General features: G+C 74.2%; 13 protein-coding genes. 4 read left to right on the plus strand and 9 right to left on the minus strand.

Features of this window, described 5'->3' with window-relative positions; all coding sequences use genetic code 11:
- Window positions 1–95: 95 nt before the first annotated feature.
- The gene (locus ACFVQ3_RS02625; protein ID WP_387634725.1) at window positions 96–1,262 is read right to left on the minus strand and encodes an SLC13 family permease; all 1,167 of its coding nucleotides are present in this window, start codon (window positions 1,260–1,262) and stop codon (window positions 96–98) included.
- 167 nt (window positions 1,263–1,429) lie between these two features.
- Here ACFVQ3_RS02625 and ACFVQ3_RS02630 point away from each other — a divergent pair, with 167 nt between their 5' ends.
- Window positions 1,430–2,431, plus strand: a complete 1,002-nt coding sequence (locus ACFVQ3_RS02630) for an NAD-dependent epimerase/dehydratase family protein (protein WP_387634727.1) — start codon at window positions 1,430–1,432, stop codon at window positions 2,429–2,431.
- Window positions 2,432–2,571: 140 nt separating this feature from the next.
- Here the strand turns inward: ACFVQ3_RS02630 and ACFVQ3_RS02635 are convergent, their stop codons facing one another.
- The 5 genes from ACFVQ3_RS02635 to ACFVQ3_RS02655 form a co-directional block, all read right to left on the minus strand.
- Window positions 2,572–3,528, minus strand: coding sequence for a hypothetical protein (locus ACFVQ3_RS02635; protein WP_387634730.1), 957 nt, complete (start codon window positions 3,526–3,528; stop codon window positions 2,572–2,574).
- A 97-nt stretch (window positions 3,529–3,625) separates the two neighbouring features.
- Window positions 3,626–4,291, minus strand: coding sequence for a response regulator (locus tag ACFVQ3_RS02640; RefSeq protein ID WP_387634732.1), 666 nt, complete (start codon window positions 4,289–4,291; stop codon window positions 3,626–3,628).
- Complete coding sequence (locus tag ACFVQ3_RS02645; RefSeq protein WP_387634735.1) at window positions 4,288–5,487, minus strand: sensor histidine kinase; 1,200 nt, start codon at window positions 5,485–5,487, stop codon at window positions 4,288–4,290. Before ACFVQ3_RS02645 ends, ACFVQ3_RS02640 begins: the two co-directional genes overlap by 4 nt.
- Window positions 5,484–6,320 (minus strand): CPBP family intramembrane glutamic endopeptidase, encoded by an 837-nt coding sequence (locus ACFVQ3_RS02650; protein WP_387634738.1) that lies wholly within the window; start codon window positions 6,318–6,320, stop codon window positions 5,484–5,486. The genes ACFVQ3_RS02645 and ACFVQ3_RS02650 overlap by 4 nt, the downstream gene beginning before the upstream one ends.
- A 157-nt stretch (window positions 6,321–6,477) precedes the next feature.
- The gene (locus tag ACFVQ3_RS02655; protein ID WP_387634740.1) at window positions 6,478–6,960 is read right to left on the minus strand and encodes an Lrp/AsnC family transcriptional regulator; all 483 of its coding nucleotides are present in this window, start codon (window positions 6,958–6,960) and stop codon (window positions 6,478–6,480) included.
- 191 nt (window positions 6,961–7,151) lie between these two features.
- Here ACFVQ3_RS02655 and ACFVQ3_RS02660 point away from each other — a divergent pair, with 191 nt between their 5' ends.
- Window positions 7,152–8,546, plus strand: a complete 1,395-nt coding sequence (locus tag ACFVQ3_RS02660) for an FAD-dependent oxidoreductase (protein ID WP_387634743.1) — start codon at window positions 7,152–7,154, stop codon at window positions 8,544–8,546.
- Here the strand turns inward: ACFVQ3_RS02660 and ACFVQ3_RS02665 are convergent.
- Window positions 8,521–8,946: a MerR family transcriptional regulator gene (locus ACFVQ3_RS02665; RefSeq protein WP_387634745.1), complete on the minus strand. Its 426-nt coding sequence runs from the start codon at window positions 8,944–8,946 to the stop codon at window positions 8,521–8,523. The genes ACFVQ3_RS02660 and ACFVQ3_RS02665 overlap by 26 nt on opposite strands.
- Before the next feature lie 66 nt (window positions 8,947–9,012).
- Between ACFVQ3_RS02665 and ACFVQ3_RS02670 the strand changes: the two genes are divergently transcribed.
- The gene (locus ACFVQ3_RS02670; RefSeq protein ID WP_387634748.1) at window positions 9,013–10,299 is read left to right on the plus strand and encodes an MFS transporter; all 1,287 of its coding nucleotides are present in this window, start codon (window positions 9,013–9,015) and stop codon (window positions 10,297–10,299) included.
- A 145-nt stretch (window positions 10,300–10,444) separates the two neighbouring features.
- Here the strand turns inward: ACFVQ3_RS02670 and ACFVQ3_RS02675 are convergent, their stop codons facing one another.
- Together ACFVQ3_RS02675 and ACFVQ3_RS02680 are read right to left on the minus strand one after the other, a co-directional pair.
- Entirely contained in the window at window positions 10,445–11,284 is an 840-nt protein-coding gene (locus ACFVQ3_RS02675; RefSeq protein ID WP_387634750.1) for an aldo/keto reductase, read from the minus strand.
- 22 nt (window positions 11,285–11,306) lie between these two features.
- On the minus strand, window positions 11,307–12,605 hold the full coding sequence (locus tag ACFVQ3_RS02680; RefSeq protein WP_387634752.1) for an MFS transporter: 1,299 nt from the start codon (window positions 12,603–12,605) through the stop codon (window positions 11,307–11,309).
- A gap of 160 nt (window positions 12,606–12,765) precedes the next feature.
- On the opposite strand from ACFVQ3_RS02680, the gene ACFVQ3_RS02685 reads away from it, so the two are divergent.
- The gene (locus tag ACFVQ3_RS02685; protein ID WP_387634754.1) at window positions 12,766–13,248 is read left to right on the plus strand and encodes a MarR family winged helix-turn-helix transcriptional regulator; all 483 of its coding nucleotides are present in this window, start codon (window positions 12,766–12,768) and stop codon (window positions 13,246–13,248) included.
- The last annotated feature ends 200 nt before the right edge of the window (window positions 13,249–13,448 follow it).

Consider the following 13,448-nt stretch of genomic DNA (forward strand, 5'->3'; position numbering starts at 1 on the left):
TCCGTGCGCGCGAGCACGGGGCTGAGGTCGTCATCTCCTCGATGACGACCTCGACCCCGTTCTCGGCGTCAGCCGCTCAACCCAGGACGGGCCCGCTACACGGCCGCCGCGACCGCGAGCGCCCCGGCGACCACGGCGAGCGGCGCGAGCACGAGCCCCTGCCGGACGAGCGGCCACCACCCCACCTCGCGGAACCCCATCCAGTGACGTGAGCACTGGACCCACCACAGCACGGTCGCGACCGACGCCCACGGCGTGACGAGGGGTCCGGCGTTGACACCGACGAGCAGCGCCGCGAGCCGTGCGGGGTCGCCCGCGGCGGCGGGTTCGAGCGCGAGGTAGGCGGGCAGGTTGTTGACGACGTTGGCCGCGACGGCGCCCGCGCCCGCGACCTGGAGCAGGTCTCCCGTCCCGGTCCCGGTGCCCGCGAACCGGGCGAGCAGGTCCCCGAGGCCGTGCACCTGCCAGGCCTCGACGGCCACGAAGAGCGACGCGAGGACCAGCACGGTCCGCCACGGCACGAGCTCGCCCACGGGCGCCACGAGGTCGCGGCGCCGCACGAGCGTCACGGCCAGCAGCACCACGGCCCCGCCCACTGCGACGGCGGCCACGGGCAGCCCGACGGCGAAGCACACACCGAGCGCGACCGTCACGAGCCCGGCGAGCGGCAGGAGCACGCGGTCGCGCTCGACGACCAGCGGGTGCGCGTCGAACGTCCCGCGCAGGTCCCGGTGGTGGGCCACGAACAGGTAGGCGACGGTCACCGCGACGACCACGAGCGCCGGCAGCCACATGGTCGCGGCGTACGGGACGCCCGGTTCGAGCCGCGCGAGGCGGTGCGCGGCGAGCAGGTTCGTCAGGTTGGAGACGGGCAGCAGCAGCGAGGCCGTGTTCGCGAGCGCGAGGACGGTGAGCGCGAACGGCAGCGGTCGGGACCCCGTGCGCCGCGCGATCATCAGGACCACGGGCGTGAGCAGCACGGCCGTGGTGTCGAGCGACAGGACGACCGTGCACACGCACGCGAGCAGCACCACGAGCCCCCACAGGAGCAGGCGGCTGCCCCGCGCGAGCCGCATCGCCCAGGAGGCCGCGGCGTCGAACAGGCCGGCGGCCGCGCACATCTCCGCGACCACGGTGATCGCGACGAGGAACAGCAGGATCGGCCCGACGCGCGCGACGAGCTCGCCCGCGGCGTCGAGCGGGAGCCACCCGATCGCGACGACGGACGCACCCAGCACGACGGCCACCGCCCACAGAGGCACCCGCACCCGCCGACCCGCCACCCTGATCTCCCTGCTCGCTCCTGCTTCCCTCGGGCGTCCCGGCACCCGCTACCGGCCCACGCCGGGTGGACGTCGCCCCCCTGCGCCCGTACGCCCTGGGCGTCGCGCGCTTTCGCACCGCGCCCGCAACGGGCAGAGTCGAGGGTATGACGGACGGGACGAGGTTGCTGGTGCTGGGCGGGACGGAGTTCGTGGGCCGGGCGGTCGTCGACGACGCGCTGGCCCGCGGCTGGGACGTCACGGTGTTCCACCGGGGCACGCGCGAGGCCCCGCACGGGGTGCGCGTCCGGCACGGCGACCGCACCGCCGTCGGGGGCCTGGACGCCCTCGCCCAGGGTGAGTGGGACGTCGCGGTCGACACGTGGTCGGGGGCCCCGAGCGTGGTCCGCGACGCCACCCGCCTGCTCGACGACCGTGTGGGCCGGTACGTGTACGTGTCGAGCCGCTCGGTCTACACGTACCCCACCGAGGCGGGGGCCGGCGAGGACGCCCCCCTCGTGGAGGCGACCCCCGACGACGGTGCCGACGTCGACTACGCGCGTGCCAAGCGCGGCGGCGAGCTGGCGGTCGAGGAGTCGTTCGGGCACCGTGCGGTCCTCGCCCGGGCCGGGCTGATCCTGGGGCCGCGTGAGAACGTCGGGCGCCTGCCCTGGTGGTTGCAGCGGATCGCCCGCGGCGGCCCGGTGCTCGCACCCGGGCCCAGCGCGCTGCCCCTGCAGTACGTCGATGCGCGCGACCTCGCCGCGTTCGTGCTCGACGCGACCGAGCAGGGGCTCAGCGGGCCGTTCAACGTCGTGAGCCCGAGCGGGCACGCGACCATGGGCGAGCTGCTCGAGGCGTGCGTGGCCGCGACGGGCTCCGACGCCGAGCTGCGCTGGACCACGCCCGAGGCGGTCGAGGCCGCGGGCATCGCGCCCTGGACCGAGCTGCCCGTCTGGCTCCCCCCGGGCGAGCTGCACGACACCCTGCACCGCGGCGACGTGACGCGCGCGCTCTCCGCGGGGCTCCGCAACCGGCCCGTCGAGGAGACGGTCGCGGACACCTGGGCCTGGTGGGGATCCCTGCCCGACGGCGGAGCCGCCCTCCGCGCGGACCGCCCCCAGGTGGGGCTCGACCCGGACAAGGAGGCGCGGGCGCTCGCGGTCTGAGGGCCCTGCCTGCCGTCCGTGCCGGCGGTCGGTCGTGTCGGCGGTCGGTCAGGTTCTGGGGGTGGTAGGTCGTGTCAGAGCGAGCGTGGCCTCGACGACGCGCTCGCCCTGACACGAGTCATGGGGGCGGTGCTATCGCCTCATCGGGCGCCGTGCCGCCGGACGGGGCGGCGCCGGGACGGGCGCGAGAGGTGCAGCAGGACGCCGCCGAGGATCACCAGCGAGGCGCTCGCCACGACCAGCGGCATCGTCTCGGCACCGGTCTGGACGAGCCTGTCCGGGGCGACCACGGCCTGGGCGTCGTCCGCTCGCGCACCCTCACCCGGGGTGGGCGTCGCTGCCGTCGTGCTCGCAGCGCCCTCACCGGTGACGGCGGGTCGGGCCGCGTCGACCAGGACGTCGTTCGTGGCGGGCGTCGTCGTGGAGGCGGTCGGGTCCTGCAGGATGGTCGGGGTCGTCGGCGTCGTGGCTCGCTTCTTGCCGGGGACCGTCGCCGGCACGTCGGTCACGATCGTCGACCACTTCGTCACCGACGGCGTCGTCGACCGCTTCGTCGGGACGGTCGTGGGCCGCTCGTCGACGGGTGGCTGCACGTCGGTGAACGGCACGACCTCGACCGGCTTCACCTCCTCGGCGGGCACGAGGGCGGTCCAGGGAGTGGTCTCGGTGACCGCGGTCAGGTCGGTCTCCGGGGACTCCCAGCAGATCCTCACGTGGTCGTAGCCGTCGAGGTAGAGCTCGTTGCGGACGTCGGCGCCGTTGCCCCAGCCCGGGGACTCGTGGCCGTCGGGCCCGACCACGGTGAGGCTGCTGACGGGCATCCGGGCGCCCTCGACCCGGACGTTCGACCCGTCGCGGACGAGCACGAGGCCGGTCTCGCCGATCTCGACGCGTCGGACGTCGCTGCGGCCGAGCCGGTCGGCCCCCACGTCCTGGCACGTCGGCTCGACCGGAGCCGTCTCCGCGCGTGCCGTCGGCGCGCTCAGTGCTGTCAGGGGGATCGCTGCCGCGACCGCGAGCGCGACCGCCCCGGTGCGCGCGATGCGGGCAGCGGAGGATCGGGAGGCACGGGGACGGCGGGCGTCTGTCGAGGACATGTCTCCAGCCTCGCGCCCGCACCCGGCCCCGTGGATCGACCCGGCGTCGACCGTGCTCCCCGACTTTGGTCGATGTCCGGTTCGGGACCCGGCGACCTCAGTCGGCGGCGTCGCGGACCAGCAGGGCGATCTGCACCCGGTTGTCCACGCCCAGCTTGTCGAACAGGTGCCCGATGTGGGACTTGACCGTGCCGATGCTCATGAAGAGCTCGGCCGCGATGCCCGCGTTGGACAGTCCGCGCGCGACCGCCTGCGCGACCTCCGCCTCGCGCTCGGTGAGGGTAGCCAGCCGCTCGCGCGCGTCCGTGACCGTGCCGCGGTCGGTGCGCTGCGACACCGCGGCGATCAGCTGGGCCGTGACCGACGGGGAGAGGATCGGCCGACCGGCCGAGACGGCTCGTACCGCGGCGAGCAGGTCGGGCGGTGCGGTGTTCTTCAGGAGGAAGCCCGTCGCACCGTCACGCAGCGCGGTGAGGACCATGTCGTCGGTGTCGAACGTGGTCAGGACGATGACGGCGAGGTCCGGGTGGGTGGTCCGCAGCCGGCGCAGCGCCTCGAGCCCGTCCATGCGCGGCATCCGGATGTCCATCAGGACGACCTGCGGCGACGTCTCCTCGACGAGCCGCAGCGCCTGCGCCCCGTCGTCCGCCTCGCCCACGACGTCGATGCCGGGGTCCGCGCCGAGCATCATGCGCAGCCCTGCCCGGACGAGCTGCTCGTCGTCGACCAGGAGGACGCGGATCGGCTGCTCGGGGGTCGTCACGAGTCCCCCTCGGGCCACGGCAGCACGGTCCGGAGCACATAGCCTCCACGCCCGTCCGGTCCGTGCTCGAGCTGTCCTCCGGCCAACCTGGCCCGTTCGGCGATCCCGACGAGTCCCATGCGTCCTCCTTCGATCTGGTGGTGCCCGCTCGCGCTGCCCGGGGCGTTGCGCACCTCGACGGTCAGCAGCCCGCCCGGAGCGCCCTCGATCCCGACGACGACCTGCGCCCCCGCCGCGTGCTTGCGGGCGTTGGTGAGCGCCTCCTGCACGATCCGGTACCCGTCACGACTCAGCTGCCCCGGCAGCCCGGGCAGGTGCTCCCGGGTCGCGGCGTCGACCTCGACGCGCACGGGGGTGCCCGCGTCGACCGCCTCGAGGGCCAGGTCGTCCACGTCCGCGAGGGTCGGCTGAGGGCGGTCCGGGACGGAGGCGCCCGCCTCCAGGTCGGACGAGCGCAGGACGCCGAGCACCTGCTTGAGCTCGACCAGCGCGAGGTTGGCGTTGTCCCGCACGACCCCGGCAGCGGCCGCGACCTGGTCCGGCGGGAGGTCAGGGCGGAACGCCAGCACCCCGGCGTTCATCGCGACCAGCGAGATCCGGTGCGCCAGGACGTCGTGCATCTCGCGGGCGATACGGGTGCGCTCGGCGACCTTCGCCTGCTCGACGCGCGCGGTCTGCTCCCGTTCGGCGGCCAGCGCCCGCTCGTTCAGCGCCTCGACCAGCTCCCGACGGCTCCCCTGGTACGCGCCCAGACCGACGCAGGCGGCGTACACCGTCACCACGATCACCGCCTGCGCCCACCACTGCCTGCTGGCGTCACCGGTCACCTCGTCGACCATGGTGCTCGCCACGAACAGCACCCCGACACCGGCGACGGGCCACCACCGTCTCGTCGTCGCGAGCGAGACGACCGCGACGAACACCGCGCCGAGGACTGCCGAGCAGAACGTCGACGCAGCGACGACCAGGACCGCGACGAGCACCGGCCGGCGCCGACGAAGTCCCAGGAGCGCCACCGCCGCGACCCCCGCCGCGCCGTCCGCGACCCAGCGCAGCGCCGGGGCGTCGGGGGTCCGCGCGACGGCGAGCCCGAGCGCCAGCGCCCCGAGCGCGACCGCGAACGCGATCGTCGCGATCTCGCCGATGCTCGCGCGGCTGACCGGCGCCGTCGGGCCGGTGGTCGGGGCCGTGCTCACGCGCCCGGCGCAGAACCTGCCGGCACCTCGGCCGGCGTGATCGCCTCCCGGGCGGGCCGCCTGCGGTCACGCACGACGAGCACGACGAGGGTCACGGCCGCGAGCGGGTAGACGATCGTGACCAGGACGTTGGCGACGTTCGTCGCGGCGCTGTCGGACATGTGGACGCCGGCCAGGAAGGTCGAGAAGTCCCACAGCGCGTGCAGGGTCATCGCGGCGAGGATCGTGCCGGTCCCGCGGCGGGCCAGGTACAGGGCCGTCCCGGTGAGCGCCGCGAAGAAGATCTGGACGACGGCGCCCGGCTCGTTCAGCAGGAGGTTGGTCAGGTGGAACGCGCCGAACCACAGGGTCGTCCACAGGATCGCCATGCCCTCGGAGCGGTCCCCCTGGCGCATCGCGCGCAGGACGACCCCACGGAAGAGCGTCTCCTCGGTGAACCCGACGAGCAGGCTCGCGAGCAGGACGGCGAGCACGTGCTCGGGCGCGAACAGGGTCCAGTCGAGTCCCGCGAGGTGCAGCACCGCGACCAGGACCAGGAGGGCCGGCAGCGACCACAGGAACCACCCCGTCGGGAGGCGGCGCGCGTCCCGGAAGACGTGGTCCCATCGCGCCCAGACGAGGAAGGCGACCAGCCAGACCGCGCCTGCGGCGAGCGGCAGGACCACCGCGCGCATCGTGTCGCCGGTGGTGTCGAAGAAGTGCTCGTACCCGACACCCGAGATCCGCATGAGACCGATGACGATCACGCAGTAGACGACGAACACGACCGCGGCGACGGGCACCGAGGGGGCGACGCGCCAGCGTGGGGACGAGACCTCGACACGTGCGGACATGCTGCTCCGATCGTCACCGGGTCCGACCCGGCGCGGCGGGACCCGGTGCCAACCTATCCGGCGCTCCCGCGCCCGGTCGGGATCCCGGCGCGCGTCGTGTCAGAACCCGTGTGGCGTGGAGGTCGTGCCCGTCCTGACACGGGTCGGGGCCTCCGGGTCACGGCCGCAGGTAGTCGAAGATGAGGGTCGTGCTCGTGCCCGCGACCTCGGGGCGCACGCTGAGCGTGCTCGCGACCAGGTCACGCAGCGCCGTCGAGTCGCGCACCGCGACGTGCACCATGAAGTCGCGGTCGCCCGTCACGAAGTAGATGCCCTCGACGTTGGGCAGACCTGCGAGGTAGTCACGGAACGCGGTGAGGCCCGAGCGGGCGTGCGAGTGCAGCCGGACCGCGATGAGCGCCTGGAGGCTGCGGCCCATGGCCGCCGGGTCGATCTCGGTGCGGAAACCCTGGATGACCCCGCGCTCCTGGAGCGAGCGGATGCGCGCGTGGCACGTCGACGGGGCGATCCCGACGGCGTCCGCGACGGCCTTGTTGGTCGCGCGCGCGTCGGCGTCGAGGACCGCGAGGATGCGGCGGTCGGTCTCGTCGAGCACGGCCGCCTGGACCTGCGTCGACCCGGCCCGAAGATCGTTCGGCATGGTCCCCATCTCTCGTCTCACTGGAGAAGATCGTTCGGTCAGACCCCTGTGTTCCGAAGAACCTGTCGGCCTGCTTGAACCCTACCGAAGATCCCCTCACCATTGATGTCGAGGCGCAACCCGTCTCCCACGACCCGGCCTCAGCATCCTCGAGGCCGGGTCGACAACGTCTCAGGGCAAAGGAGCCCCCGATGACCACCCCGTCACGCACGACCACCCGTTCTCCCGCCCCCCGCACGGCGGTCGTCGTCGGCGCAGGCATGGTGGGCCTCGCGACCGCCTGGCACCTGCAGCGCCGCGGCGTCGAGGTCACCGTCCTCGACCGCGAGGGCGTCGCCGCCGGCTCGTCCTGGGGCAACGCGGGCTGGCTCACGCCCGGCATGGCGATGCCGCTCGCCGACCCCACGCTCTGGACCTACGCCCCCAAGGCGCTGCTCGACCCGGCCGCGCCGCTGCACATCCCTGCGCGGCTCGACCCGCGCCTGTGGTCATTCCTCGCCCGGTTCGCGACGCACGCGACCCGGCGCGCCTGGGACCGCGCCATGGCCGCGCTCACCCCGATCGACCGGCTCGCGCTCGACGCGTTCGACGAGCTCGCCGCGCACGGCGTCGCGGCCCGCTCCACGCCCGGTCCGTTCGTGATCGGCTTCGAGGACGAGAAGCAGGCCGCGCCGTTCCTCCACGAGATCGCCCAGGTCGAGGCCGCGGGACAGGTGGTCCCGCTGCGCCGCATCGACCGGCCCGACGACGCCGCGCGCCCCTCCGGTCCGTCGCACCCGGGCGCGGGCCGGGTCGAGGTGCGCGACGCCGTCGGGCACGCCTCACGCTCGACGCACCCGGGCGGCCCGGCGCCCGAGGGGACCGACGCCGTCGGGCGGCCCGCGCAGCTCACCGACCGCGTGCGCGCCGTCTACGCCCTGGAGGGCCAGCGGTTCGTCGAACCCGGACCGTTCGTCGGCGCGCTGGGCGACGCGGTCCGCGCGCGCGGCGGGCGCATCGTGACCGGTGCGACCGTCACCGGACTGCGGGCCCAGGAGGGGCGCGGCGTGCAGGTTCTCGTCGACGGGCAGGACCCCGTCGTCGCCGACGTCGCCGTCCTCGCGACCGGCGCCTGGCTCCCGGGGCTCGCGAAGCCGCTCGGGGTGCGCACGCTCGTGCAGGCCGGGCGCGGGTACTCGTTCACCGTCAAGACCGACGTGCCCGTCGAGCAGCCGATCTACCTGCCGTCGCGCCGCGTCGCGTGCACGCCCTACCAGGGGCGGTTCCGCATCGCCGGGACCATGGAGTTCCGCGGCCCCGACGAACCGTTCCAGCCACGGCGCATCGAGGCGATCCTCGCGTCCGTGCGGGACCTGTTCCAGGGAGTCGACCTCGACGACCGGCACGACGAGTGGGTCGGGTCCCGGCCTGTGACCCCCGACGGCCTGCCGCTCGTCGGGGCAACGCGCGCGCCCGGCGTCTACGTCGCGGGCGGGCACGGGATGTGGGGCATCGTGCTCGGGCCCGCGACCGGCAGGCTGCTCGCCGAGCAGATCATGACCGGGACGGTGCCGCCCGAGATCAGGAGCTTCGACCCTCTGCGGTGAGACGTGCGGGCGCCGCCGCGTGCACAACGTCCGCCGGCGCCGCGTCGACCCGGATGCGGTCGAGGTAGTCGGCGATCGCGTCGCGGTTCCTGGTGAGGGTGTCGATGCGCTCGGTCATGCGTCCCAGCTCGGTCTCGAGCAGCGCGATCTTGTCCGGGTAGGCGTTGTGCAGGTGGATCTCGCGGGGCTGGTTCAGGCACGGCAGCAGCTCGGCGATGATCCGGGTCGGGAAGCCGACCTCCAGCAGGCCCCGGATCTGGAGCACCCGGTCGACGAGGTGCTCGCCGTACTCGCGGTACCCGTTCTCCTCGCGCTGCGGGGTCAGGAGGCCCTGCTCCTCGTAGTACCGGAGCAGCCGGGTGGCCGTGCCTGTGCGGCGGGACAGCTCGCCGATACGCATGCGGTGCGCCTCTCTCGCGGGTCGGGCTTGACCTTCACATCCATGTCAGACATTCATGCTAACCCCATGACCACCTGCACCACTCCGACCGCACCGTCGACCGAGACGCCCCCGACACCCGCCGCGCCCGTCGCACCCCACGAGGCGACCCCGCTCCCCGACCGGACCGCCCCACCCGCGGACGCTCCGCCGTCGGGCACGCGTTTTCCCCTGCTGCCGCTGCTCGCCCTGGCCGCGACCGGGTTCGTCACGCTCCTCACCGAGGTGCTGCCCGCCGGCGTGCTGCCCGCGCTCGGCACGGACCTCGGCGTGTCCGCGAGCGCCGCCGGGCAGACCGTCACCGTCTTCGCGATCGGGGCGATCGTGGCCGCGATCCCGCTGAGCCGCGCCACGGCCCGCTGGCCCAGGCGCCGCCTGCTCCTCACGACGATCACCGGGTTCGCCGTGGCCAACACCGTGACGGCCGTGTCGTCGAGCTACGTGCTCACGCTCGGCGCGCGCTTCGCGGCCGGGCTCGTCGCCGGGCTGACCTGGGCGCTGCTCGCCGGGTACGCGCGGCGGCTCGCCTCACCCGCGCAGGCCGGGCGGGCGCTCGCCATCGCGATGGGCGGCGCTCCCCTCGCGCTGGCCCTGGGCGTCCCCGCCGGGACCGCGCTGGGCGCGACCGTCGGGTGGCGCTGGGCGTTCGGCGCCATGACGATCCTCAGCCTCGGCCTGCTCGTGTGGGTGCGCTGGGGCGTGCGGGACTTCCCGGGCGAGCCGCGCGGCACGCAGGTGCCGATCGGGCGGGCGCTGGCGCTGCCCGGCGTCGCGCCCGTCGTCCTCGTGACGGGCCTGACCGTCCTGGCCTACAACGTGTTCTCGACGTACGTCGCGGTGTTCCTCGAGGACGTCGGCCTCGGCGCGCAGACCGGGGTCCTGCTGGCCGTGCTCGGCGCGACGTCGTTCGCGAGCCTCGTCGTGATCGGGGCCCTGATCGACACGCACCTGCGCGTCATGACGGTGCTCGCCGCGACGCTCCTGGGGCTCGCGGGCCTGACGCTCGCGGTCGCGGCGGGCTCCCCCGTCGCGGTCTACGCCGCGGTCGCTGCGCTGGGTTTCGCGTTCGGCGGCAGCGGGACCCTGTTCCAGACGGCGCTCGCGCGGGCCGCCGGGCCGGCGGCCGACGTCGCGCAGTCCGCGTTCGTGACCTCGTGGAACGGGGCGCTCGCGCTCGGCGGGATCGTGGGCGGCGTGGTGCTGGGCACGGGCGGTTCCGGCGCGCTGCCGTGGGCGACGCTCGCGCTCGCGGTCCCCGTCGTGGGGATCGTGCTCGGGGCGAGGCGTCACGCCTTCCCGACGGCAGCGAGGTGACTCGAGGCCGGAGATGACGCGCGAGCGGCCTTGCGGGCGGGCGGCTCTCACGTCGAGTGTGCAGTTCGGGTCGTCTCCGATGGCCTGCGACGACCCGAACTGCACACTCGACGAGGTCCGCGGGCCGCCCGCGCGTCCGGAAAGGTCAGCCCGCGAACTCCTGCGGGTCCGGCCCGATGCGCCCGTCGGCACGGTCGAGCCCGTCGATCGCCGCGACCTGCTCGGCCGACAGCTCGAAGCCCAGGACGTCGAGGTTCGACGCGATGCGCCCGGGCGTGACCGACTTGGGGATCGCGACGGTCCCGGCCTGCAGGTGCCACCGGAGCACGACCTGCGCCGGGGTCACGCCGTGCGCCTCGGCGATCACGCCCAGGACCGGGTCGCCCAGCACGGTGCCCTGGCCCAGCGGGCTCCACGCCTCGGTCACGATCCCGAGCTCGCGGTGATGCGCCCGCAGCGCCCGCTGCGCGAACGCCGGGTGCAGCTCGACCTGGTTCACGGCCGGCGTCACGCCGGTGGCCGCGACGACCGCATCGAGGTGCTCGGCCGTGAAGTTCGAGACGCCGATCTCCCGGACGAGCCCCGCCTCGCGCAGCGCGACGAGCTCTTCCCACGCCTCGAGGAACCGACCCGCCCCAGGCACGGGCCAGTGGATCAGGTACAGGTCGAGGCGGTCGAGCCCGAGGCGCTCGAGGCTCTGCTCGAACGCGGGGCGCACGGTCTCGCGCGCCATCGCGTCGATCCACAGCTTGCTCGTCACGAAGACCTCGTCACGAGGCAGGCCCGACGCCGCGATACCCGCACCGACCCCCTTCTCGTTGCCGTACGCGGCAGCCGTGTCGATGCTGCGGTAGCCCGCGTCCAGGGCGAGCGAGACGGCCTGGGCGGCCTCGCCGTCGGGCACCTGGAAGACGCCGAAGCCGAGCTGCGGGATGCTCGTCCCCCCGCGCAGAGCGACCGCGGGGACGGTGGTGGTGCTGGTCATGTTCTTCTCCTTCAGGGGTAGGTCAGTGCGCTGCGACGGGCTCCGGTGCCGCCACAGGTATGTCGGAGGGACGTCGTTCCTGGAGCGTCGCGACGCCCAGCGCCACGACCGCGAGCAGCGTGAGCGCGGCGCCCGCCCACAGGGGTGAGGTGAAGCCGAGCCCGGCCGCGACGGCCAGGCCGCCGATCCACGCGCCGAGCGCGTTGCCCACGTTGAACGCGGCGATGTTGGCGCCCGACGCCATGGTCGGGGCGGCCTGCGCGTGGCCCATGATGCGCATCTGGAGGCCCGGCACGGTCGCGAACCCGAAGGCCCCCATGAGGAAGAGCGAGACCAGGGTCATGACCTGGCTCGTCGCGGTGAGCGCGAAGACCGCGAGGACCACGGTCAGCGCCCCGAGGAGCACGAGCAGGCTCGTCGTCAGGTACCGGTCCGCGGCCCTGCCGCCCAGGAAGTTGCCGACGAACAGCCCCACCCCGAACAGCACGAGCAGCCACGGCACGCTCGTGGTCGCGAACCCGCCGACCTCGGTGACCGTGAAGGCGATGTAGGTGAACGCGCCGAACATGCCGCCGAACCCGAGCACGGTCACGAGGATGGACCACCAGACCTGCGGGTGGCGGAAGGCCGCGAGCTCGGTCCGCAGGGACGGCGTGCCCGACGGCGCCGCTCCCGCCGGGAGGGCGGGGTCGCCGTGCGCGGTGGTCGAGCGGGCTGCGCCGCCGTGGGTCTCGCCGCCGTGGGCCGCCGCGGTGCCGTGCACGCCGGACGCGCGGCGCGTGGACGGCACGAGCAGCACGATCCCGACGAGCGCGACGACGCCGATGACCGTGATGGCCCAGAACGTCGAGCGCCAGCCGTACTGCTGGCCGAGGAACGTGCCGAACGGCACGCCCAGGACGTTGGCGGTCGTGAGGCCCGCGAACATCGTCGCGATGGCACCCGCCCGCTTGGAGGGGGCGACCATGTCGGCCGCGACGACGGCGCCGATCCCGAAGAACGCGCCGTGGCACAGCGCCGCGAGGATGCGTCCGGCGAGCAGCAGCTCGTACGTGGGGGCGAGCGCCGAGAGCAGGTTCCCCGCGATGAACAGGATCATGAGGCTGCCGAGGACCGTCTTGCGGTCGAGGCGGATCACGGCGGCCGTGAGGCCGATCGCGCCGACCGCGACCGCGAGCGCGTAGCCCGAGATGAGGTAGCCGGCGACGGCCTCGGTCACGCCGAACTCTCGTGCGATCTCCGGCAGGAGACCCATGATGACGAACTCGGTGAGCCCGATCCCGAAGCCCCCGACGGCGAGGGCGAGAAGACCCAGCGGCATGCGCTGCTCCTTGTCTGTGTCTGGCACCCCGCGCATCAGCGTGTGTGCAACAACCGGCGCGTGCAGTAGTTGCAGGCGCCTCATAAATAGTTGCACGCGCTGGTAGTTCACACAAGCGGTATAGTTGAGAGCGACGTCACGACAGGCACAGGAGGCACGCATGGGCATCGGGGACGACGCCGTCGAGATCCGCTCGCAGGGCTGGCGCACCCTCGCCGCGCTGCACGGCATCCTCGACACCGCGCTCGAACGCGCGCTCCAGGCCGACCACGGCCTCTCGGTCGTCGAGTACACCGTGCTCGACGCGCTCTCGCGCCAGGACGGCTGGCACATGCGCATGCAGCAGCTCGCGCGCGCCGCGGCCCTGAGCAGCAGCGCCACGACCCGCCTCGTCAACCGCCTCGAGGACCGCGGTCTCCTCACGCGCATCCTGTGCCAGGACGACCGTCGCGGCATCTACACCGAGCTCACCCCGCAGGGCGAGCAGCTCCTGCGCCAGGCCCGACCCACGCACGACGCGGCCCTCGAGCAGGCCCTCACCGAGGCCTGCCAGGTCGAGGAGCTCGCGCCCCTCGTCGCGGCGCTGCACGAGCTGCCCGCCGAGCCGTCGGTGAGCGCGGCACCCGTCGGCGCGACGGCCTGAGGGCCGCTGGCCTCGGGCCGTCGCTCGGCACTCGGGCCTCGCCGCCCTGGGCCCGCGTTGCCCTCGGCCCGCGCTGACCTCGGCCCCTCGCCGCGCGGCGGGAGGGCGCGGCCTGGTCGTGGGGGGTGGGGGTGGGGGGGGGCGCAGCGCGCCGGGAACCCCCCCACAGCGCCCACCCCCCCCCGCCCCCCCCCCCCCCC

Origin of the sequence: Oerskovia sp. NPDC057915, from assembly GCF_042887685.1 — a bacterium.
Taxonomy (GTDB): domain Bacteria; phylum Actinomycetota; class Actinomycetes; order Actinomycetales; family Cellulomonadaceae; genus Oerskovia.